Annotated in this window: 18 protein-coding genes; 16 read left to right on the top strand and 2 right to left on the bottom strand. The window is 35.4% G+C overall.

Going from position 1 to position 24,480, the window contains the following annotated elements:
* Positions 1 to 105 precede the first annotated feature (105 nt).
* The 8 genes from CLU83_RS07640 to CLU83_RS07605 all read left to right on the top strand — a co-directional run bounded on the left by CLU83_RS07640 (position 106) and on the right by CLU83_RS07605 (position 11,134).
* Positions 106 to 1,461: a heme-binding protein gene (locus tag CLU83_RS07640; protein WP_100431056.1), complete on the top strand. Its 1,356-nt coding sequence runs from the start codon at positions 106 to 108 to the stop codon at positions 1,459 to 1,461.
* 91 nt (positions 1,462 to 1,552) lie between these two features.
* Positions 1,553 to 3,271 carry an alpha-keto acid decarboxylase family protein gene (locus CLU83_RS07635; RefSeq protein ID WP_100431055.1) on the top strand — a complete coding sequence of 573 codons (1,719 nt, stop codon included), beginning with the start codon at positions 1,553 to 1,555 and terminating at the stop codon, positions 3,269 to 3,271.
* 46 nt (positions 3,272 to 3,317) lie between these two features.
* Entirely contained in the window at positions 3,318 to 5,312 is a 1,995-nt protein-coding gene (locus CLU83_RS07630; protein ID WP_100431054.1) for a hypothetical protein, read from the top strand.
* Between the two features lie 47 nt (positions 5,313 to 5,359).
* Positions 5,360 to 6,874, top strand: a complete 1,515-nt coding sequence (locus CLU83_RS07625) for a ferritin-like domain-containing protein (RefSeq protein WP_100431053.1) — start codon at positions 5,360 to 5,362, stop codon at positions 6,872 to 6,874.
* 15 nt (positions 6,875 to 6,889) lie between these two features.
* The gene (locus CLU83_RS07620; RefSeq protein WP_157802030.1) at positions 6,890 to 7,477 is read left to right on the top strand and encodes a hypothetical protein; all 588 of its coding nucleotides are present in this window, start codon (positions 6,890 to 6,892) and stop codon (positions 7,475 to 7,477) included.
* Positions 7,467 to 8,381, top strand: a complete 915-nt coding sequence (locus CLU83_RS07615; RefSeq protein WP_100431051.1) for a DUF692 domain-containing protein — start codon at positions 7,467 to 7,469, stop codon at positions 8,379 to 8,381. Before CLU83_RS07620 ends, CLU83_RS07615 begins: the two co-directional genes overlap by 11 nt.
* Positions 8,382 to 8,387: 6 nt before the next feature.
* Positions 8,388 to 9,230 carry a DNA-binding domain-containing protein gene (locus tag CLU83_RS07610; RefSeq protein ID WP_100431050.1) on the top strand — a complete coding sequence of 281 codons (843 nt, stop codon included), beginning with the start codon at positions 8,388 to 8,390 and terminating at the stop codon, positions 9,228 to 9,230.
* Positions 9,231 to 9,790: 560 nt separating this feature from the next.
* Entirely contained in the window at positions 9,791 to 11,134 is a 1,344-nt protein-coding gene (locus CLU83_RS07605) for a sigma-54 dependent transcriptional regulator (protein ID WP_198512343.1), read from the top strand.
* An 88-nt stretch (positions 11,135 to 11,222) separates the two neighbouring features.
* Here the strand turns inward: CLU83_RS07605 and CLU83_RS07600 are convergent, their stop codons facing one another.
* The gene (locus tag CLU83_RS07600) at positions 11,223 to 11,756 is read right to left on the bottom strand and encodes a hypothetical protein (RefSeq protein ID WP_100431048.1); all 534 of its coding nucleotides are present in this window, start codon (positions 11,754 to 11,756) and stop codon (positions 11,223 to 11,225) included.
* Positions 11,757 to 12,145: 389 nt separating this feature from the next.
* On the opposite strand from CLU83_RS07600, the gene CLU83_RS07595 reads away from it, so the two are divergent.
* From CLU83_RS07595 to CLU83_RS07560, 8 genes are all read left to right on the top strand, one after another.
* Complete coding sequence (locus tag CLU83_RS07595; RefSeq protein WP_100433661.1) at positions 12,146 to 12,427, top strand: hypothetical protein; 282 nt, start codon at positions 12,146 to 12,148, stop codon at positions 12,425 to 12,427.
* A gap of 200 nt (positions 12,428 to 12,627) precedes the next feature.
* Entirely contained in the window at positions 12,628 to 12,705 is a 78-nt protein-coding gene (gene kdpF, locus CLU83_RS22810) for a K(+)-transporting ATPase subunit F (protein ID WP_016362011.1), read from the top strand.
* Positions 12,706 to 12,823: 118 nt separating this feature from the next.
* Positions 12,824 to 14,545 carry a potassium-transporting ATPase subunit KdpA gene (kdpA, locus tag CLU83_RS07585; RefSeq protein ID WP_100431047.1) on the top strand — a complete coding sequence of 574 codons (1,722 nt, stop codon included), beginning with the start codon at positions 12,824 to 12,826 and terminating at the stop codon, positions 14,543 to 14,545.
* A gap of 7 nt (positions 14,546 to 14,552) precedes the next feature.
* Positions 14,553 to 16,601 (top strand): potassium-transporting ATPase subunit KdpB, encoded by a 2,049-nt coding sequence (gene kdpB, locus CLU83_RS07580; RefSeq protein WP_100431046.1) that lies wholly within the window; start codon positions 14,553 to 14,555, stop codon positions 16,599 to 16,601.
* A 51-nt stretch (positions 16,602 to 16,652) separates the two neighbouring features.
* Positions 16,653 to 17,207: a K(+)-transporting ATPase subunit C gene (locus CLU83_RS07575; RefSeq protein ID WP_100431045.1), complete on the top strand. Its 555-nt coding sequence runs from the start codon at positions 16,653 to 16,655 to the stop codon at positions 17,205 to 17,207.
* 185 nt (positions 17,208 to 17,392) lie between these two features.
* On the top strand, positions 17,393 to 18,469 hold the full coding sequence (locus CLU83_RS07570; RefSeq protein WP_100433660.1) for a porin: 1,077 nt from the start codon (positions 17,393 to 17,395) through the stop codon (positions 18,467 to 18,469).
* Positions 18,470 to 18,597: 128 nt separating this feature from the next.
* Positions 18,598 to 19,725: a histidine kinase gene (locus tag CLU83_RS07565; protein ID WP_100431044.1), complete on the top strand. Its 1,128-nt coding sequence runs from the start codon at positions 18,598 to 18,600 to the stop codon at positions 19,723 to 19,725.
* Between the two features lie 26 nt (positions 19,726 to 19,751).
* Complete coding sequence (locus tag CLU83_RS07560) at positions 19,752 to 21,470, top strand: ATP-binding protein (protein WP_100431043.1); 1,719 nt, start codon at positions 19,752 to 19,754, stop codon at positions 21,468 to 21,470.
* 86 nt (positions 21,471 to 21,556) lie between these two features.
* Here the strand turns inward: CLU83_RS07560 and CLU83_RS07555 are convergent, their stop codons facing one another.
* Positions 21,557 to 24,427, bottom strand: coding sequence for a triple tyrosine motif-containing protein (locus tag CLU83_RS07555; protein WP_100431042.1), 2,871 nt, complete (start codon positions 24,425 to 24,427; stop codon positions 21,557 to 21,559).
* Between the last annotated feature and the right edge of the window lie 53 nt (positions 24,428 to 24,480).

The following is a 24,480-nucleotide window of genomic DNA, read 5'->3' as shown; positions in this document are numbered from 1 at the left end:
AGTAATAAGAATCATAAGTAAAGTACAACCCAGAATTTTTTTAATAAACGAGACGTAACTAACCTGAAAAGTTTTATGAGTAGGGACCAAATAATATAAAAAAAAATGGAAAATTCAATCGGTTTAAAACAGCAAACATGCCCTTATCAGGCTCAACAAGCAGCTGCAACAGTAGCAGTAATTCCAAACATTACAACTCCGCTTGTAACAACAACTAATCAGCCGCCAGTTATTGGAACTGATAATCTTGGACTTTTAAATAGTTTTATTGGTACCTGGAACAGTCCTACTGGAGCTGATGCTTCAGGCTACAATGTTATGCCTTTGCCTCAGGCAGATGCTCCAAATGGTTACATCACTAAAAATTTTCCCTATTTTGAAGAAATTTCATTTTCGGCTATAGCTGGTGGAGCGCCAAATAGAGAAGGCAAATATACACAGGCAAGCTCGGTTTTATTTTATGAACAAAGAGTGTATATCGCAGACAATGCCGATCCAAGCGGAGCGCAGCCAATTCAAAACACCCTGATTCATGCTGAAAACGGCACTTGGCTTTATCATGTAATACAAAATCAAGTAGAAGGACCTTATGGACCAGGTAATGTGCCAGTCACAAATCCAATTCCTGTACAAAATCCAGCAACTCAATATAACAAACAAATTTCGGTACCTCATGGTGTTTCAGTTTTGATGACGGGAGGACCAGTTGTTTCCGGAACAGGAAATCCGGTTTTTCCAACCGCCGACAGAACTCAGCTGCCATTTACAGATCCTTCTATTATCGATCCGTCAACCTATTTGACTCAGCAATTGAATTCATTGAATGCTAATGGCGTTACTGTTTCCAGTTATTCAAGTATAAATGTTAGCACTACTAATCATGGAGGTGCCGTAAGTAATATCAATTTTGAAAATTCTTTTGGAAAAGTGATTTCAATGAACACCACCTGGTATGTTGAAACTTTGAGTAACGGAACAGTTCAGTTACAATACATTCAAAATATCATTTTAGAATTTATAATTAATGGTGTACAAACCCAATTTTCACATATTGATGCCAATACCTTACAGCTAGTAGAAACGTTTGTTCCCGTTAATGCAAATCAGCCATGGCAGGATACAGGAGTTACTGTACAACCAGGGAATCCGATAACTGTAAGCTACAAGTCAGGTCAATGGACTGCAGATCCTGCTACAAATGGCGGTAATCTGTACGGAGCAAATGGATGTCCTAATATTATTGTAACACAACCTGGCTATCCGGTTCAAAATGTAAATATGGGGGCACTTATAGGACAAGTTGGTACTAATGCACCATTCTTAATTGGAGATGGACCGGTTACAACTCCTGCAGGACAAAGCGGAGCATTGAAATTATGTATCAACGATGATTTAAATGCTGAATACGGAGCTGGATTAGCCGATAACATTGGCAGTTTACTAGTGCGTATAAAAATTTAAAATACTGGAATTAAGATGTCTTCAAAAGAGTAAGAACGAAGGAATCTATAGCCGAAAACAAATACAACGCTTAATTTAGAATAGTAAAAAAATGAAACCTACAAAAGGATTTACAGTTGCAGATTATCTGCTCACCCGACTCAAGCAATTAAATGTTACCGAAATTTTTCAAATTCCGGGCGATTATGTAAAACATTTTACACAGGCTTTAGAAGACTTTGATGGAATTGAAACCATTGGAACTTCTAACGAATTGGACGCTTCTTATGCCGCGGATGCTTATGCACGTACCCGAGGTTTAGCGGCTGTGTCTTTACAATATGGGGTGAGTACTTTTAGTGCATTGAATGCTATTGCGGGAGCATATGTAGAGCGCAGCCCTGTTGTGGTAATCAGCGCTGTTCCCGGAGCAGATGCACGGCAAATTGGGAGTATGTACAATGTACTTTATCATCACTCGACGGGTAATCTCAACGCAGATCAGGAAGTTTACGAAAGAGTAACTGTTGCTGCCGAGACCTTGAGTACTTCTGCAGGTGCTCCTGAAAAAATCGATAAATTGATTATTGCAGCGCTTACACACCAGCGCCCTGTATACATAGCATGTTATAAAGAGGTTTGGGGCGAACCTTGCCCTAAACCTTCTAATAAAAAACTGGAACCTCAAATAATAAAGAGTGAAACAGCGGCACTTGAGAATGCTGTTTCTCAGGCCTGGACTCAAATTAGTCAGGCAAAATCTCCTTTAATATTAGCAGGGGTAGAGATCTTGCGACACAATTTATCAAAACAATTAGAAGAGCTTATTAAAGCGAGTGGGATGTTGTACACTACAACTTCACTGGGGAAAACGGTACTGGAGGAGAAAGGAGATAAATTTATAGGAACCTATTCTGATCAGGCCTCAATACCCGAAGTTATCAGGTTGGTTGAAGCTTCTGATTGTATTTTATCTTTAGGAACGATCATTACCGATGATTATTTATGGTTGGTAGAAAATAAATTTTCGGATATGATTCAGGCGACTACGCAGGAAATGCGGGTTGGTTATTTTACTTATCAAAATGTAACTCTAAAAGACTTTATTGAAGCATTAACAGAACGTTTTAAAAAAGTTTCAGGATATCCTTTAAAAACGGTGGCGCCGGTTCAGCCAAAATTCCCTGAGCCATGGAGATCCAATTCAGATCCTAAATATGATTTAACACCCGAAGTAATAACGTTTAACCGCTTTTTTGAACATACGGTGTTTTTTCTGGAAAAGCAGAAAATGCTGAAAGATATTGTAATGACTTTTGGTGTAAGTTCGTCGATGTACGTGGCTACCAATATGTACGGATTATCTCAGAATGCCTATATTTCTTCGGCTGCCTGGCAGTGTATTGGTTTTGAAACCGGTGCAGCTTCCGGTGCTCAGCTTGGGAGTGGCAAACAGGCCTGGACTGTAGCCGGCGATGGTGGTTTTATGATGATCGCACAGTCACTTTCGACTCTTGTAAAATACAATATCAACTCCGTAATTTTTGTGATGAGTAATGGGGTATATGCCATAGAGCAGGTTTATGTAGATATAGATTCGTTTAAAGCAGGACCATCTCATAAGTTTGATGCATTTGATATCCTTCCAAAATGGGATTATCAGGCACTTGCCAAAGCATTTGGAGCAAATAGTTACCGGGCAGAAACAGTTACTGAGTTAAACGAAGTGCTTCTTAAACTTAAGAAAAAAACAAATCTGCCTACTCTGGTAGAAATTGTAATCCCTCAAAAAGATCTGGCACAGCAAATGGAAAGATTGGGTAATGAATAAATGTTACCAATAAAAAACCGAATAAAAATTTTAAAAACATACAATCATGACTAAGAAAACGTATTCTATTTTTGGAGCAGGTGCAGCCGGACTCTATACTGCCTGGAGATTGCTTGAAGGAAAATCCAAACAGGAAAAAAATGAAAAAATGCTTGTTAAAGGTGACGTGCTGGAACTTTACGACTGGGGTAAATATGATTTTTCTAAAAAAAACCCAGGCACCAGAGAACCAGGCGCACGTGTTTGTACCTGGCATTATAAAAACGATAAAGACAATTCGTATTTGGAATTGGGCGGTATGAGATATTTGTATTGGGATGGCACTCCTAAGGGACCAGGGCATCGTTTAGTGACTAAAGCAATAGAAAAACTGGATCTAAAGAAAGATTCAATTCCATTTAATGAATCCGGAGATCCATTAATGTCTTTGCGTTCTAAAAACATGTACATCTCAGATATTACTTCTAACCAGCCTGCACCATATTTCGCAAACAATTATGCTGAGGATGCTCCGCCAGATGATGGTTTTACAACCATACAATCTGTAGCAATCACAGCAACAAAAGGGCCAACCACCCGAAGAGAATGGTGCAAATTTTATGAAGAAGGGAAAATCAATATTGAAATGCCTGACAGTTCTATCTTTAAAAAAGGAGACTTGCTAAAGGAGATTGGGTATTGGAATCTAGGCTACGATATACTTGGACAAGAAGGATTTAGTTATTTATCCGACGGTAATGGCTATAGTTCAAACGTAGTAAACAGCAATAGTGCCCAGTCGTTTAATGTCAATGATGAGTTTCTTCCGGGAACGGAATACAAAACTTTAATAAAAGGATATTCCAGCTTATTTGACAGCTTATTTGAAGAAGTTGAAAGATTGGCAAAAGAAAAAGGAATCACGCTGAATTATTTTCCAAATACCCGGTTGCGTTCCATTTTGCATACCAAGGCAGAAATACTTTTTACAACAGCAACACGCCATGCTCCTGATACGCTTGCAGAAAGTAAAACATGTCATGCAGCATTTCTTGCCATGCCAAGAGCGGCCATAGAATTAGTGGCACAAGCATCCAGATATAGCGACAAAGAAGGTTTTGATGTGTTAAACCACGAAAAAGTGCAGCTTTATTTAGAGTCTGTACTTATGGAACCTTCATACAAAGTAGGTATGTTTTTCAAGACTCCGTGGTGGAGAGAAACCCTGGATGGAAGTCCAGCTTATCCTGCTAAGCTAACAAGTTACTTCTTAACACAAGAAGGAATAGCTAAATTAAAAAAAGAAAATTTTCCATCTAAATATCTCAAAGAAATAGAAAAGGCAAAAAATCCGGTTATTATAGCTAATACCTTTAATGATAAAGCCAGTTTTATAGCTGCTGTAGAAAACGCAATTCAAGAGCGTTTAACTTTTAAAGAAGAAAAACAAATCTCAACTATTGCCGAATTAGATACCATTGGACCAAGTATTACAGATATGCCTATCCGACAAGTAGTCTATTTTGGTGATAATGCCAGAAATGAAAAAGGGGATAAAGTATATGGTATTCTTGCCAGTTATGATGATATTCAATACGCAACATTTTGGAAAGCTTTAGAGCTTGGTCCAAAAACAACACGCAAAATCCCAGAGTCCAGAGATTGCCAGCCACTCGAAGGACCAAGAGAAGCCACGCCTGTAATGGTAAAAATGCTTCGTTCGCAATTGGCGTCACTTCATTTTGGCCCACAAGCCGATTATTCTTATGTACCTGAACCTTTAGAAACGAGGTATATGGACTGGTCGCTTCCTCCTTTTAATGCAGGTTATCACGCTTATAAATCACACTATAATTTAGGCGATGTGCAACAAAAAATTAGAAAGCCATCACAACTTGTTCCAAAAACAGATTGCGAAATTTTTATAGTTGGGGAAACGTATTCAAATGATCAGGCGTGGGTAGAAGGTGCTTTTTGTACTGCCGAATCTGTTCTGAATGACTTTTTTGGTATCGAACCCATTATAGATGAAAAATATTACCCATTTATTTGTCCGAAGTAATTTATTTAGCCCGTTGGGAGTAATTCAAAATGATAATAATCTAACACATGAAAACCAAAAAACTTTTTACACTTTCGAATGCGGTAACAAAAGAGAATATCAAAGAGGTAATGCAACAGGCAATTGCGTTGGAGCTTGCTACTATTCCAACGTATTTATCTACTTATTATTCGATAAACAGAGCGCAGGATCAAGATAAATTGTACGCTAAAATCCATGGGCAGCTTTCAGAATCGGGAGAACGTACTGCTGCTGAAATTGAAGAATTGGCGCAAGAACTGAAACTGGATATATTGGTTTATTCGAATAAATCGGCTGCTTTAATTATGAGCGTTGTTATCGAAGAAATGCTGCATCTGGCTCTTGCATGCAATGTAAAACAAGCGGTTTGTCAGACTGAGCCGGATCTTATGGGGATTGGAAAAGGACTGTCATTTCCAACACAATTAGACGGACATATTCCTGAATTTCAAATTAATGCGGCAAAATTATCGTTGAATCAACTGACTACTTTTTTGCAAATAGAAAGTCCTGAACCGTTTGTAGATCCTTATGCAGAGAAACAATTGCTAAACACAATTGATTATCAAACCATTGGGCGTTTGTATCAAATGATTATTGAGTGTGTAAAAGAGGATTTCCCTGGTCCGTATAATTATAGGCCACAATTGCTCCCTCCAGATAATCCAGAACGTCCAAGACCATTTTATTCTCAAAATTCGATGAATACCGTACATTATGACAGAGAGCACAATCCTCAATTTGCAAATGGCAATGATAGTGGTGAACTAGTTGGGGTGTACGACGCTTATTCGGCAGTTGAGGCTTTGGAACGAATTGTAGAACAAGGAGAGGGAAGAAGCAAGGAGAAACAGCATACTCTGATTTGGGGAGAAAATAAAATGCCTGTACCAATGGAAGTCATTGATGGCAAGGTTACGTTTTGGGAAGGAGATTATGATGATACAGGAAAAGAAGTGGCACACTTTGCCAAATTCCTCGAAGCGTATAGTCTTGGTGGCCATTATCAGGAAAAGTTTAGCAATATTCAGGGCTTAGATGATTTTTTCAGCTACTTCGTGTATGATACCGATGCCAATCCAACAATAGCAGATTATAGAGCTTCGGGTAATGAAACACTAGCGCTTTGTTCAGAATTAGGTAATGCGGTTTTTGCCTATATCCTTTTAATGATTGAAACCTGTTATTATAAAGACGAAAGTACGCAATACGATTTGTTCCTGTACGGTATTCATAAATCGATGATTTGGCTTTTGAGTGGTGTAGGAAATCAGATAAATTACTATACCTATACCAAAGGGAATCGTGCTTACAAAGGAGCTTTAACATTTGAACCTTTTTCGTTCGAAAATAGTTTCTTAAGACCTAAAGCGCAAATTATGAATCTGGTCGATCAATTGGCTAAAGCAGATCCTGGCAATTGGGGTTGGGCAATAAAAAGCGAAAATTATTTTCCGTCTTTACCAGACGTAGGAATGGATCACAGTATTGTAGCCGATATGCCAAAAGTACCAGGTACACCTTATACACACCATCATTAATAAAAATTAAAAAATATGTCAGAATTAGTAACAAGAGAGCTTCATGTATGCATGGGGCTTAATTCATGCAAGAATGCGGGATATTCAGGCAATAATGATTGTGCCGGAAAAGGAGATTGTTCAACAGCTGTTGGTCATCCCTGCCACACTTTAAATGCCTGCAAAGGACAAGGAGGCTGTGGAATTTTTGGAACTACCGAAGAACTTTGCCATCCAGGCGAAAATGAATGCCGTTATCAAGGAAGTTGTGGTGTGCCTATTTTGTCTTCTCGTTTTTTGGCACAAGGACCTAATAAAGGACTTAGTGTTTGGCAATTGGCAAGAGTACGTTTCGAAGAAAAAAGGAAAGCAAGTGGTGAATCATTTGGCGTGGCTCCACAACAATACGGACCAAGCGATGAATATGTAAACACAGTTCGCGGCACTACAGGTAAAGATTATTCTTCTTGTGGACAAAGTGGTTCAAGATCTTGTTCCTACATAAACAATCCTGCCGATAGAAAGACTGCTGCCGACCTAAGAGTTTTGAAGATGGAGGAAGAGAGTGCAAAAAAACTGCCTGAGACTATTTCAAATTGTTGTTCGAAAAAGGATGGCAATTAGACTTGGATTACCCAATTTAGGGTTGGGTTTAGGTTTAAGAAGTCAGCATTTTGAGCATATACTTCAAAATAAGCCTGAAGTAGATTGGTTTGAGGTAATTTCTGAAAATTTTATGGATTCACATGGACGTCCAAGATATATTTTACATCAGATAGCAGAACAATATCCCGTGGTAATGCATGGGGTATCGATGTCTATTGGAAGTACCGATCCATTAAATTTTGATTACTTAAAGAGTTTAAAACAACTGGCAGCCGAAGTAAAACCAGCTTGGATTAGCGATCATTTGTGCTGGACAGGGGTTTTAACAACCAATTCGCACGATTTATTACCGCTTCCGCTAAATGATGAATCATTAAAACATGTTTGTAATCGAATCAGGCAGGTTCAGGATTATTTAGAACGGCCACTGATTGTAGAGAATCCAAGTACCTATGCCTCTTTTAATAATTCTACTCTTCCGGAATGGGAGTTTTTACGAATTATGACCGAAGAAACAGGTTGCGGATTACTCTTGGATGTAAACAATGTGTATGTATCTTCTTTTAATAATGATTTTGATCCTGTGGAATATATCTACGGAATTCCACATGATAAAGTAGTGCAGATGCACTTGGCAGGTCATCAAAATTGTGGTAATTATATTATAGATACACACGATAGGGAAGTGACTAATCAAGTATGGAAATTGTTTCAATTAGCATATCAATTGTCAGGCGAAGCATCAGTTTTATTGGAGTGGGATGGTAATATTCCAGCCTTTGAGGTGTATCATTCCGAATTGCTTAAATCAAAACAATATATGGATGCAGCATTTATTGGAATTGAAAATGAAGTTCTGTCTGTTGATATAGAACAAATTTCAAATCCATTGAATATTGTTGCGATGAATCAATTTTTATAAGTATCAATGATGCAGAAAACGGTAAAAATACCATTGAAAGATTTTCAACAGTGGATGCAGCAGCTTTTGCTGGATCCTTACCAGCAAACAGGAGTGAATCCTAATGATTTGCTTTCAAATGCATCAAACGCAGCTTCAATCGAAGACATAATTTGTCATTCTGAAAAACTTACTGCTCAGGAACATTTGGGTATTTACCAGCGAAGCTATATCGCGCGTTTGCGAAATTGCATGTCACAGCAATTCGGCGCATTAGAATATGCCTTGGGGGAGGCTATTTTTTGCGCCTTTGCTGATGATTATCTTGCTTCAAAACCATCGTATAATTACAACTTATCTTTTTTAGGAGCTCATTTTGCAGAATATCTTGAAAATAATAGACCTGATGCCGAAGAAGAAGTCAAAGAAGATTGGATTGATTTTATGATTGAACTGGCTCGATTTGAATATGCTATTGGTGTTATTTTTGATGCGAAAGCGGAAGAAGATTACCGATTGGCAACGATGGGTACACCAGAAGAGGAACTGAAATTGGTGCCGATATGCGAATTATTTAAATTCCAGTTTCCAGTACGAAAATACTATTCCGAATTTAAAAATGGCAAACAACCTGGCTTACCTTTTGAAAACGAAAATTATTGTGTGGTTTTGCGGCACAAATTCAAATTAGCAGTTTATGATCTGCATAAAGAGCAATATGACTTTTTGAATTTTTTGAAAAAGGAAAAAGATATTGCTATAGCAAAAGAACTGTTTCATATTCATTATAAAGAAAATGGTGTCCAATTTGAACAAGTGTGGAGCAGTTGGAAAGAACGCTGGATAGCTGCTAATTTTTTTCAAGTTTAATACAAACAAGCTAAAGAAATCGAATGAAAAAATATCGAAATTTCTCTGAAGTTTTACTTAGTGGTTCTAATGAAAATCGAACTTTCATTTTTAAGTTCTAATTTATTACTATCATAATCAATCAAAAGCATTCCGTTAAAAGTTTCAAATTTTGTCCTATAAGGTTTCACGGGTATATTGTAAAAGTCTGTAAGCCTTTGGCTGTACAGGCTTTTTTATGGTTTGACAAAATTATCGAGAGATTTGATTGATCAATAACTCCTTATGTTTGTTGAGTTTGCAGTTCGAATTCCTTATTTTTTTTAAAACTTATATGTTAAACTCTTGAAATTACCTGTGCTTTATCATTCGTTATTGAAGAAAAAAAGCAACCTATAAATTTTAATTTCTCTTAACTGGCTGTTCGCTTTTTGTTAGCATGTCTAATCAACCGATCACAAATCTTGAACTAATCTGAAAAGATTAATTATATTAATTGATTAAATAGATTAATATTGTAAAACTTTATTTGCAGTGCTAAAACATTTAAATTTGTAATCTAAATTTTTGACAAAAAAGCCATTTTGAAAAATATCCTCATTATTGACGACGAAGAAAAATTACGCCATCTTCTTGCCCGAATCATAAAATCTGAAGGTTTTGATGTCTTTGAAGCTCCCGATTTAAAATCAGGTTTTAAGAAATTGGAGCAGAATGATATTGATGTGATACTTTGTGATGTAATACTTCCCGATGGCAATGGCGTAGATTTTCTTCAAAAAATCAAAGCCAGTTTTCCGCTTACAGAAATTATTTTGTTGACTGCTTTTGGCAAAATTTCCGATGGAGTTCAAGCAATGAAAAACGGTGCTTTCGATTATATTGTCAAAGGCGATGATAACGATAAAATCATTCCTCTTTTATACAGAGCATTAGAAAAAGTGCTGCTTCAAAAAAAAGTAAAACAACTTGAAAAACGAATTTCCGACAAATATTCTTTTGACAATATTATTGGGAAATCAAAAGGATTGGAGCAAGTCATTGATTTGTCCAAAAAAGTAGCAAAAACCGATTCAACAGTACTTTTAACTGGTGAAACCGGAACTGGAAAAGAAGTTTTTGCACAAGCAATCCACGAAAACAGCAATCGAGCAGGAAAATCATTCGTGGCTTTAAACTGCAGTACTTTCAGCAAAGAAATTTTAGAGAGCGAACTCTTTGGACACAAGCAAGGGGCTTTTACAGGAGCTATAAAAGACAAAAAAGGATTTATCGAAGAAGCTAATGGCGGTACTCTATTTTTGGACGAAATAGGCGAAATGCCTTTAGAATTACAGGCCAAACTACTGCGAGTTTTAGAAACGAATGAATATATTCAAATTGGCGATACAACTCCAAGGAAATCAAATTTTCGGTTGATTGCTGCTACAAATCGCGATTTAAAAACAGAAAGTGATGAACACCGTTTTCGTTCGGATTTGTATTTTAGATTGAATATTTTTGAGATTAAAATTCCGCCTTTGCGTGAAAGAATAAAGGATATTGCACCTTTAACTTATTATTTTATAGAGAAATTTTCATTAAGAGGAAGTAAGAAAACATTGGTCATCGATGCTGATTTTATGTCTAAAATGGAAACTTACCATTGGCCTGGTAATGTCCGTGAATTGAAAAACGTAATTGAGCGTTCTGTTATCCTAGTGAATGACGATGTTTTGACCCAAGATGTTTTGCCTTATGAAATTCAACACCAGATTGACCATTCAAAGAAAACATTATCGGCGTTTTCGATGCAAAGTATTGAAAAACTGCATATTCAAAAAGTATTGAACTATACCAAAGGGAATAAAGCCGAAGCAGCACGTTTACTTGAAATAGGTGTTGCAACGCTTTACCGAAAATTGGACGAATACAATATTCAGTAAGAAAATTACCGTTTAGAGAATAGCGTCGCATTGCGGGTTCTTTTTATGATCTTTTTTGATGTAAAAATTGCTAGGCTATATAATTTCTTTAATCCTTGCGGTAAGCTTTTTTTGAATTGGAACTACTATTAGGCAAAGTGAGCAGAAGATTAAAAGCTATCAAAAAAGAAAATGCTCCTAAAATAGCAATCCAGAAATTAGCGGTTTCCGCTGTATGTTTGACAATATCACTCTTCTTTTTGATGGCGACCGTATTTAATTTTAAAATCTCGAATATGTCATGACGAATTTGACTTTTCAAAGTTTCATCATTCCAGTTTTTTTTCAAAGAGGCGAAATTATTTTGCAGAGTATAAGTTGCTTTATCTTCGCCAACTTCCGTAATATTCCCCATTTGTTTGGTTAGATTGGCTTCAAATTGTGCTATTGCTTTTTCTTTATTCGAATTATTTTCGTCTAATGAAAGGAGCATGTTTCTAGCGTACTCGAGTGTATTATAATTGGCTTTCAAAATGCTTTCAGTATCATTTTTAATCGAAAAATTATAGTACGAACTCACTAATGAAAGGGAAATGATCATTAGAAAAAGCAATCCAATTCTTGAGTTTAATTTTATTTTCATTTGTAAAACTATTAGGTGATTATTATTGATTCTATAAGGAAAAGATAATTTTTAGATAAATTTTATAGTTTCTAATTTACAACTCTTAACTTTCTAATCCAAATTTATGACTATTAACTTTTAAATCGCCATCGATCGGGTAATTTATACGACTGATTTTTATATTGTAGTTCAATGGTTTTGGTATTAAACTCAATATTTGATTAGGAATAAACCGAGAGGTAAATGTATCGTTTTGATAAAAGCCTATCAAAATGATAGGCTTTTTTTATGCTATTTTTTGGCACGGTCGTATTAAAGTTATAGGAAACAATGCTTTATGCTTTTTTTCTTTTTTTGGAATACTTTTTGGCATAAGGGGGGAAGAACAAATTAAACCATTACTAATAATGAAAAACAAGATAGCAACGATTTACGAAAAAGCAGAACGCTTTGCCGAAATAACAAAAACGGCAATCATTACCGGAAATATAAATCGGGCAAAAAAATGTTTGGGACTAGCCGAACAATTATTCGAATCTGGAAGCAGCGAAACAAAAAATGCCATTACGAATGTATATATTTTTTCAGTTTCCTCATTTATGGAACTGCGCCATTGCAGTATTTCGAATCTGTTTCCAAAATCGTTGAAGGCTGAGTATATCAAGCAAATCAATACTTCAGGAGTATAATTGTGAAATGTTTTATGTGAAATGTGAAAAGTAAAAAAGTAACTTACTAATCATTTCATATCTAACTTATTACATTTTACTTTTCATTTTTAACACTTAAACAATTATATATGATAATCACTATTCTTTTACTCGCATTAGGGGTTTTGCTTTTTGCGATTTGTTTCAAATCCGTCGAATTTTTTGAAAAAATCTAAATCATGACAGCACTATTTATTATCGCACTTGCCGTATTCGGTTATTTGGTTTATGTATTAATCAAACCTGAAAAATTTTAAAAATGAAAAAGGCAGAATTTAAAAAACTAGCAATAGCAATTACGGCTTGGGCATTAGCCTTTGTGATGCTTATTATGTTTTTATAAAAGTCGAAAAAATTAATTTCTAACAAAAAAATATGAACACAGAATTTTTTGGAGTCATCAGTATTTTTATCGCCTCGATAGTTTTGGCTATTCCTGTTGGAAGGTATATAGCCAAAGTGTATTTAGGCGATAAAACAATGCTTGACGCAATTTTTAATCCAATTGAAAAATTTATTTTTAAAGTCAGCGGTATCAATTCCACTGAAGAAATGAACTGGAAACAACATCTGAAAGCACTTTTAAGCGTAAACATGGTTTGGTTTTTTCTATGCTTTTTAGTTTTAATTTTTCAAGGAAGTTTACCGCTAAATCCGGATGGAAACCCATCCATGACACCCGATTTGGCATTCAATACCGCCATTTCATTTGTTGTGAACTGTAATTTACAGCATTATTCAGGTGAATCAGGTCTTTCTTATTTAGGACAGCTGTTTTTAATGTTCCTGCAATTTGTTTCTGCAGGTACAGGTATGGCTGCCGCCGCTATGGTTTTTGTGGCTATGAGAGAAAAAACTACTGATAAATTAGGGAATTTTTATAATTTTTTCATCAAAAGCTGCACTCGTATTTTATTGCCTCTTTCTGCTCTTGTTGCTATCGTTTTAGTCTTTAGCGGCACTCCAATGACGTTTGAAGGAAAAGATAAAATCGTGACTTTGCAAGGTGATACAGTTGAAGTTTCCCGTGGTCCAGCGGCTGCATTTATTGGAATCAAACATATAGGTACAAATGGCGGTGGTTTTTTTGGAGCCAATTCGGCACATCCTTTGGAGAATCCAACTTATTTTACCAATGCAGTTGAATTGTGGGCACAATTAATCATCCCATTTGCAATGATCTTTGCATTAGGATTTTTCCTTAACAAAAGGAAATTTTCTTATGTCGTTTTTGGTGTTATGACTGTTGGTTTCTTAATGCTAGTCATACCAACAATGATAAGCGAAATTAACGGAAATCCAGCAATTGAAAGAATGGGTATTGCCCAAGCAACCGGTGCCATGGAAGGCAAGGAAATCCGTTTTGGGACTGCAGTTACCAGTTTTTGGGAAATCGCCACAACGGTAATTTCTACAGGATCGGTAAATGGCATGCATGATAGTACAATGCCAGTTTCTGGAGCGATGCAGCTATTGGCTATGATGGTCAATGCCTTTTATGGAGGTTGTGGCGTAGGATGGCTGAATTTCTATATTTTTATAATTCTGGCAGTATTTATTTCAGGTTTAATGGTGGGACGAACACCGGAGTTTTTAGGAAAGAAAATTGAAGCTAGAGAAGTAAAAATCGCTGCGATCATTGCCATTCTTCATCCTTTATTGATATTGGCAGGGACAGCTTTGGCTTCTTATTTTGCCGCAAATGATACCGCAATGGGGTATTGGTTTAGCGGTAACGCAACAGGCTGGCTGAATAATCCTGGTCATCACGGATTTTCTGAAATGTTATATGAATACACTTCGAGTGCAGCCAATAATGGTTCTGGTTTTGAAGGTTTGGGAGACAACAATCCATTTTGGAACATTACAACAGGGATTGTACTATTATTGGGCCGTTTCATTCCTATAATTGGTCCATTAGCGATTGCAGGATTGTTAGCCAATAAAAAATACATTCCAGAAAGTGCAGGAACTTTAAAAACAGATACTTCCATTTTTGGTGTAATGGTTTTTGCTGTAATCGCGATTATTGCCGCTTTGTCTTTCTTTCCAGCATTGGCACTTGGACCTTTAGCGGAGTATTTTACATTAAAATAATATAAAAATGACTAAAAATAAATCCAATTCATTGTTTGAACGTAAGCAGGTAAAAGAAGCCTTAGTGCAGTCTTTTGTAAAGCTGAATCCAAAAACAATGTTCAAAAATCCGGTAATGTTTACCGTAGAAATAGGTACTGCTATTATGTTTGCTGTATGTGTTGCCATTTTGTTTGGCGCACAGGATCAAGGTAGTTTTATTTACAATTTCATTGTATTCTTAATTTTGTTAGCAACACTTTTGTTTGCCAATTTTGCCGAAGCAATTGCCGAAGCCAGAGGAAAAGCACAGGCGGACAGTTTGAGAAAAACCCGTGAAGAAACACCTGCAAAGAAAGTTATAGAATTAGGCAAAATCTATTCGCATGAAATTGTCATGGTTTCCTCTTCTCAATTAAAGAAGGACGATATGTTTTTCTGCGAAGCAGGAGATGTTATCCCAACAGACGGAGAAATTATTGAAGGTATAGCAACTATTGACGAAAGCGCCATTACGGGTGAAAGTGCTCCAGTTATTCGTGAAGCGGGAGGTGATAAAAGTTCCGTTACTGGCGGAACTAAAGTTTTAACCGACAGAATAACGGTTAGAGTTACTACAGAACCCGGTGAATCTTTTTTGGATAAAATGATAGCTTTGGTTGAAGGTGCTTCTCGTCAAAAAACGCCAAACGAAATTGCATTGACAATTTTATTGGCTGCGTTTACCTTAATCTTTGTGATTGTATGTGTGACACTAAAACCATTTGCGGATTATGCGAATACACCAATCACGATTGCCGCTTTCATTTCACTTTTTGTGTGTTTGATTCCAACGACAATAGGAGGATTATTATCAGCTATAGGCATTGCGGGGATGGACAGAGCATTACGTGCCAATGTCATAACTAAATCAGGAAAAGCTGTGGAAACCGCTGGTGATATTGATGTATTACTATTAGATAAAACAGGAACAATCACTATCGGAAACAGAAAAGCAACCAACTTCTATCCAGCAAATGGAATATCTCAAGAAGACTTTATTCAATCTGCGGTATTAAGTTCATTAGCTGATAATACCCCTGAAGGAAAAAGTATTGTGGAATTAGCTGGTGCAGCTGTTGCTAAAAAATTATCTATTGAAGGTGCAGCTTTAATCAAATTTACTGCCGAAACCAGAACGAGCGGTGTTGTTTTAAAAGACGGTACCAATATTCGAAAAGGAGCGCAGGATGCCGCCAAAAATATTGTAAAACAAGCTGGAAACACATTCCCGGAAGATATAGCGCAGAAAGTAATTGATATTTCTTCGAATGGAGGAACACCTTTAGTCGTTATCAGAAACAACCAAGTGCAAGGTGTTATCGAATTGCAGGATATCATCAAAACCGGAATGAAAGAACGTTTTGAACGTTTAAGAAAAATGGGAGTGAAAACAGTGATGGTTACTGGTGACAATCCTTTGACTGCCAAATTCATTGCCGAAAAAGCCGGTGTCGATGATTTTATTGCCGAAGCCAAACCTGAGGATAAAATGAATTACATCAAGAATGAGCAACAAATGGGTAAACTTGTCGCGATGATGGGTGACGGTACAAATGATGCACCCGCTCTTGCACAAGCCGATGTTGGTGTTGCAATGAACAGTGGAACTCAAGCTGCAAAAGAAGCCGGTAATATGGTCGATCTTGACAATGACCCAACCAAGTTAATTGAAATTATTGAAATTGGAAAACAATTGTTAATGACCAGAGGAACGCTTACCACGTTCTCGATTGCGAATGATGTTGCCAAATATTTTGCCATTGTTCCTGCACTTTTCATCACTGCGATTCCTGCACTTGAAGGATTGAATATTATGCACTTGCACAGCCCGGAAAGTGCGATTCTATCAGCGGTAATTTTCAACGCGATTATCATTCCGATATTGATTCCGCTGGCATTGAGAGGAGTTGATTATAAACCAATCGGTGCGAGTGCGATCTTGAAAAGAAACCTGTTGATTTACGGTTTGGGAGGAATAATTGTTCCTTTTATAGGGATTAAATTAATTGATTTGGCAGTGGCTTTATTTATGTAAAATCAAACCTAACAGGTTTCAAAAACCTGTTAGGTTTACAAAACAAACAAAATGAAAAACATATTTTCAATATTAAAATTGACCGCATTATTGGTTATTTTATTCTCGGTTATTTATACTATGGCAATTTTAGGAATTGCACAGTTTGCCCCAAATAAAGGGAAAGGAGAAACCATTTCTGTAAATGGAAAAGTGGTAGGCTACCAAAAAATTGGTCAAAAATTTGACAAGCCTAATTATTTCTGGGGACGACCATCAGCAGTGGATTACAATGCTGCCGGAAGTGCTGGAAGCAATAAGGGTCCTAGCAATCCAGATTATTTGGCTTTGGTACAAAAAAGAATCGACACGTTTTTGATTGTACATCCATATTTGAAAAAATCAGAGATTCCATCGGATATGGTAACGGCTTCAGGTAGTGGCTTGGATCCAAATATTTCACCGGAAGGCGCTTTGATTCAGGTAAAAAGAGTGGCAAAAGTTAGAAACCTTTCTGAAGATAAAGTAAAAGCATTAGTAGAAACCAAAATCAATAAACCATCGGTAATGGGAACTTCAACCGTAAATGTTTTAGAGTTGAATGTAGCTCTGGATGAGTTGAAATAAAGATAAATAGCAATGTCAAATTTCAATATCAATGACAATTTTAAATAATGAGGGCTAAGAATTAAAAAAAAATCAAAAAAAATGTGATGCCCTAGCCCCGATAGAAGGGAAAATCCTTTTGTTTTTTCTTTTAAAAAAACAAAAGATTTGGAATGATAGCGGGATTAGCTCCTAAAAATAATAAAATGAAAAGAATACTAGTTACTGCTTTAATAGCTTTTGGTTTTACAACAATTTATGCTCAAGTAGAGTCTAAAAGTCCAATTACGTTCTCTGGTTATGTAGATATCTACTACAGTTATGATTTTGGGAAACCGAATGATCATACCAAACCGGGATTTATTTACAGTTATAATCGATCCAATGAAGTGAATTTGAATTTAGGCATGGCTAAAGTGAATTATGCGAAAGAGAATGTTCGAGCCAATTTTGCGCTTATGGCTGGAACGTATGCACAATACAACATGGCAGCAGAACAAGATTTGTTGAAAAATATTTATGAAGCTAATGCAGGCGTTAAAATTTCCAAAGATTACAATCTATGGATTGATGCGGGAGTTATGCCGTCTCATATTGGTTCTGAAAGTGCAATTGGGAAAGACTGTATGACTTTGACCCGAAGTATTGGTGCCGATAATACTCCTTTTTATGAATCTGGAGTAAAAATAGGGTACACTTCAAAATCTGAGAAATGGTATTTGGCGGCAATGTATTTAAATGGCTGGCAACGAATTCAGAAAGTTGATGGTAATCATACACCAGCTTTTGGAACTCAAGTGACTTTTAAACCAACGGTAAAAGTTGCATTAAACTGGAGCACTTATGTAGGGAATGAACAACCGGATATTGATAAGAAATGGCGTTATTTTAATGATTTTTATGGAACATTCAAATTGACGGATAAAACAAGTGTAATCGCAGGTTTTGATATTGGAGCGCAGCAATCCGCTAAAAGAAGCAGTGATTATGATGTTTGGTACACTCCATCGGCAATCGTTCAATACAAGCCAACAAACAAAATTCAATTGGCTGCGAGAGGGGAATATTACCAAGATGAAAAAGGGGTAATTATTCCAACAGGAACGCCAAATGGTTTTAAAACTTATGGTTTCTCGGCAAACTTTGATTATTTGCCAGTAGAAAATGTAATGTTTAGAATAGAAGCCCGAACTTTGAATAGCAAAGATGAAATCTTTTTGAAGGATAATAATCCGACAAATAGTAATGTGTGCATAACTACATCTTTAGCGATATCAATCTAAGATAAAAAGACAATAAAAAGAAAATCTTTATTGGAAACCATTAAGGAATTAAGTTTAATAAGGCTTAATTTCTTAATGGTTAAAAAAGTTTTATTTGAAATGAAATGATTCAACCGTTAGTTTAATTTATGGATAACGAAAAAGAAAATAATGTCAAGCACTTTCTGGATTTAATTCAAAAATCACGCAAAGGAAAGTTTAAAGTCTATATTGGGATGAGTGCCGGTGTGGGCAAAACTTTCAGGATGCTACAGGAAGCACATACGCTGTTGAAAAACGGAATTGATGTGAAAATTGGGTATATCGAAACACACAATCGTAAAGAAACGCACGATTTGTTGGAAGGATTACCAGTAATTCCGCGTCGGGCTATTTTTTACAAAGGAAAACAGCTCGAAGAAATGGATGTGCAGGCGATTATCAATTTGCGTCCTGAAGTAGTAATAGTTGATGAATTGGCGCACACGAATATTGAAGGCAGTAAAAATGAAAAGCGCTGGCAGGATGTTTTAGAGATTCTGGAAGCAGGAATCAATGTGATTTCTGCCGTAAATATTCAGCATATTGAGAGTTTAAATGAAGACGTAAAACGAATCACCAATGTTGACGTTCTAGAGCGAATTCCTGATAACGTGCTGCGGTTGGCCGATGAGGTAGTTAATATTGATTTGACTTCGGAGGACTTGATTGATCGCTTGAAAGAAGGTAAAATTTATACAGCCGACAAAATTCAGACAGCTTTGAGTAATTTTTTTAAGTCTGATCAAATTTTGCAATTGCGGGAATTGGCTTTGCGGGAAGTTGCAAGCCAGGTTGTTCGAAAAGTAGAAAATGAAGTTCCTAAAAATCATGCTTTACGACACGAAAAGTTGCTGGCCTGCATTAGCAGTAACGATAAAACGGCCAAAATAATTATTCGAAAAACAGCACGATTGGCCAGCTATTACAATAGTGACTGGTATGTTCTTTATGTGGAAACTCCGAAAGAGAGCCCCGATAAAATAGCACTTGACAAACAACGGCACTTGATTAATAATTTTAAATTAGCAACACAATTAGGTGCTGAAGTGATTAAAATCGAGAGTAAAAATATCAGTGATGGCATACTTAAAATAGTGGAGCAAAAACAAATCACAACAGTTTGTGTTGGGAAACCGCATTTTAGTTTGTTTAAAGTGATATTATCGACCACTATTTTTAATCGATTATTGAATAGTTTATCTTTATCTAACATTGACCTTGTAATTTTATCATAAATTGACTTTGTAATTCCATATATAAAATGAAAATTAAAACTAAATTAAACCTGAGTGTAGGATTGTTATTTTTACTGATAATCATCCTAACGTTAGTGAGTGCTTTTTATATTTTTTCGATAAAAAAAGACACTGAAAACATACTGAAAGCCAATTATAATACATTGGAGTATTCCCGGAATATGCTGCTTTCATTAGACGAGATGAATAATAACGCAGAGAATGCAATACTTACATTTGAAAACAATCTCAATAAGCAAGTTAATAATGTTACCGAAGTTGGAGAACATGATGCAACCCTCAATTTGAAAAAATCTTTTAATCTTTTAAAAACAAACAGAACAGATGAAGGATTAAAAAACCAAATTCGGCAAGATATATTTGAGATTATGAAGTTGAATATGTCTGCCATTAAGCAGAAAAGTGATATTGCTAAACATACCGCAGAAACGGCTAATATGTGGATTGCGATGACAGGTACGCTTTGCTTTCTTATAGCTTTTAATCTGTTAGTGAATTTACCCAATAATATTGCCAATCCAATTAAGGAGCTTACAGCCAGTATCAAAGAAATTGCCAAAAAAAACTATTCAGAACGAGTGCATTTTACAAGTCATAATGAGTTTGGCGATTTGGCAAAATCCTTCAATACAATGGCAAAGAAATTAGAAGAGTACCATGATAGCAATCTTTATAAATTGTTGTTTGAAAAGAAAAGATTGGAAACCTTAATCAACCAGATGAATGATCCTATTATTGGTTTGGACAATCAGGGCGCCATTTTGTTTATTAATAATCAGGCTCTGAAAATAATAAATAGGAGTCAAGAAGAAGTTATTGGAAAATCAGCGACTACTTTAGCAGAGACAAATGATTTAATAAAATCTCTAATCAATAGTGAATCTGATAGTATAAAAGCACAGCCGATGAAGATTTTTGCTGATGGTAAAGAAAGTTATTTCGAAAAAGAAATCGTAAACATTACCATAGTGCCAACAGGAGAAGAACAATCCATTCCTATAGGCGATGTTATTATTTTAAGAAACATCACTGTTTTTAAAGAATTAGATTTTGCCAAAACAAATTTTATTGCTACTGTTTCTCACGAATTAAAGACTCCTATTTCATCCATAAAAATGAGTTTGCAATTACTTGAGAACAAAACCACTGGAACAATTAATGAAGAGCAAAAACATTTGATTGACAGTATTAAAGACGATAGCCAGCGGCTGTTAAAAATCACAGGGGAATTACTCGAATTGGCACAGGTCGAAACAGGAAATATACAGTTGAATATTGAAAAAAGTAATCCGTATGAAATAGTTCATTATGCCACCGAAGCTGTTAAAGTAAAAGCAGAACAAAAACAAATTGAAATAATTATCGATGCTGAAACAGATTTGCCTAATGTAAAAGCGGATACCGAAAAAACAAGCTGGGTTTTAATTAATTTTTTAACCAATGCCATTACCTATTCTTCGGAGAACAGCAAAATTATTGTTAGATTAAAACAAAAAAACAAGCAGATTACCTTTCAGGTTATTGATACTGGCAAAGGCATAGACAGCCGTTACAAAACAAAAGTCTTCGATAAATATTTCCAAATTCCCGGAAGCAATAAATCTGGAACTGGATTAGGATTAGCTATCAGCAAAGAATTTATTGAAGCACAAAACGGAAGTATTAATGTTGAAAGTGAACTGGGTTTGGGCAGCACCTTTAGTATTAATTTGAATATTGCCTGACACACTTTTGCAACCAAAGTAACGCTTACAAATGGTGTTCCGTTTGTAAGCGTGAGTAAAATTAGGATATGGCGTAAGCGGATTTTTTATACACTCATCAAGTAACTAACAAGATTTTCATTTTTATCCAGACCAATTTTTTTTCTTAAACGGTGGCGGGCAACTTCCACTCCTCCACTCGAAACATTCATGATTTCCGCAATTTCTTTTGTTGACATATTAATTAACAAATAAGTAGACAAATCTAGTTCTCGAGGTGAAATTCTCGGATGCTTTTCTTTTAATCTTTTCAAAAAATCAAAGTGGACATTTTTGATGTGTTTTTCTAAATCCTTCCAGCTTTTATCTGTATTTACCTCTTTTGCAATACTTCTGTTTAATTTAGTAAATTGGGATTTAGTAGATTCATCAAATGATTCTATATTAATGTCTTTTAGTTTATAAATGATTCCGTTTAGAATTTTGTTTTTCTTTACTGCTTGTAAAGAATTATTGACCAGCTCCTTGTCTTTTGCTAAAATCTTAGTTTTAAGCTTGTCTTTTTTTAGTTTTTCAATTTCTTTCTCCAGCTCGTATTGTTCTTGTCTGATTTTTGATTCCTTTTCCAGATAAAGTTTTCTTTGCTCAATGGTTTCATAATATTTGTTCCTTCTTATTTTTATTTTTGTTCTTTGTCTCATATAAAATATTGATAAAACTGTAAGCAGAATATAAATTAAATACGCTAAAAAATGTCTATACCATGGTGGAGAAACTGTAAAAGGGATAAATGTTTCTTCTGATTGAATTCCATAGCTATTTCTTACTTTTAATTTCATCTTGTAATTACCTTCTCTTAAGTAGTTATATTCTTTAAATGAAATTGTTGACCAATTACTCCATTTGTCATCAAAACCTTCTAATTGATAAGAGAATTCAACATTTTCAAGATTTTCATAAGTGGGGGATGAAAATGTAAATTTTGCATGATTTGCAGAATACGGGATTAAATATTTTTCAGCTATTTTTTTCTCGTTCCCGAAGATTATTGTGTCGCCTGAAAAAGCAAAACTTCGAATATAAACGATAGGCTTACTTACCGTATTGCTTAATAATTGGGAATCGTAATGTGCTAATCCGTCTATAAGTCCTATAAATATGTCTTGGGGATTGATGGTATTTACAGAAAGATAATTATCGACTAAATTACCTGTCAAGTTTGAAAATGGGGCAACAATATTTGTATAGCTGCCGTTGCTGTTTTTCATTAATTCGCCTAATGATTCATTAAATGCATACCAGAGGTTTCCATTGGTATCCTCAGTTAGTGCTTTAATTTTGGGAATGCCTTTAAAGATCAAACTCATTTTTTTATCTTCATAAAATAAGTCTAGTTCTTTTGAATATTTGTAAAAATGATTGTTTGTTTGAAAATAAATACAGTTATTTATTTTCTGAATCGTTCCAACTCCTTTATCATTAACGGATAAATTAGGAATGGTTTTTATGAATTTAAAATTTTTTAAATCTGAAGACAGTGCCATTTGATATAATAATCCATCATTTTTTAGCCATAAATAGTCATTGTCAATTTCGAAAGATATAGAAGATTTATAAAGGCCTTCAATTTGATTTCTGAATTCTAAACCATTAGCTGTCTTTTCAAATATGGCAAACCCATTGCTATTATTTGATCCTATGACAAATTTTGGCTGACTGGGGATTGTTCGAAATCCAAAATAACCATTTTTATCCAGTATTTTTATAACCTTCCCGCCTTCAATGACTAAAGCCCCATTGTTATGTGCACATAATAATTGGTTTTCGATTACTTTAATATTCCAGGCTTGACCTGTCGTTCCTGTTACTAGTGTAAAACCACTTTCTTTGAAGTTTTTGTTCCAAGGATGATAAAAAACGCCTTGATTTGTTGCCACATACAGATTTTCTTTATAAACGACTGATCCATAAACAGTACCTAGATTATAACTAAAACCAAAATAGCTAAAGGGAGAGTTTTCGTTAATAAATGCAATTCCGCTATCTAAACCAAGCCAAAGATTATTCTTGTTGTCAATAAAAGAGGTTAGCACGGTATTATTCTGGAGTCCTTTGGTGCGATCAATATGCTGGATAATTTTCCCGTTTAAATCACAAATAATTATTCCGTCTAAAACTGAATTGAGAACAATGAATTTATCTTTTATAGCTACGCCTCCAAGTGAACCATTCTTTTTGATGAAAACATTTGCTTCGGTACCCCATGGTATCATTTTATCATTTTTGTAAATAAACAGCCCCTTGTTTAAAGTAGCGGCGAGCAACTTGTTCTCGGACATAGGAAAGATACCCCAGATTTCCGTATTATTTAAAATGGTGGTATTTTTTAGCTGGAATAGTTTTCCGTTTTTATACTCTACTATCCCTGCTGTCTTATCTTGAAAATACAAGTGGTTATTTACTAGGAATGAAAATTGGAACTTTGTGGGAGCCTCTAATAATCTAATTTTGTTGTTTTTATAGATATATGCTCTTTCAAAAGATTGAAAAATAACTTCCCCTTTATGTATATGTATCTTCCAAATGAAGCCAGTTAATTTGACTTTAGCTGTATTTACCATTTTAGATAAAGAAAAATATTTCAGTTTTCCTTTAGAATTAGGTTTGAAATAGCCAAAATCATCAGAGCCTCCAACAAATATTTTGCCCGAATCATCAATTTTTACTGATCTAATAAGGGGAGAATTTGGCAGGGCATACTTTCGCCATGATACACCGTCAAATTGGAATAGACCATTATTGTTGGCAAAGTAAATATTTCCATTTTTATCTTGCTCAATATTCCAGTTTTGAGGGCCTCCTTTATAATCAGATCTTTTATAATTTCGAATGTCTGGAACTCCAATACTTTTGATTTGACCAAAAAAGGTGGTTACAAAGAGTAGGAAAAAAATCATACTTAATTCTATATGTCTCATAACTCAATTTTAGATATAATAATTTGATTTGTATGAAAAAATATTTTCTTTTT

This window comes from Flavobacterium sp. 1, from assembly GCF_002797935.1.
Taxonomy (GTDB): Bacteria; Bacteroidota; Bacteroidia; order Flavobacteriales; family Flavobacteriaceae; genus Flavobacterium.
This window is presented reverse-complemented; position numbering and strand designations above follow the sequence as displayed.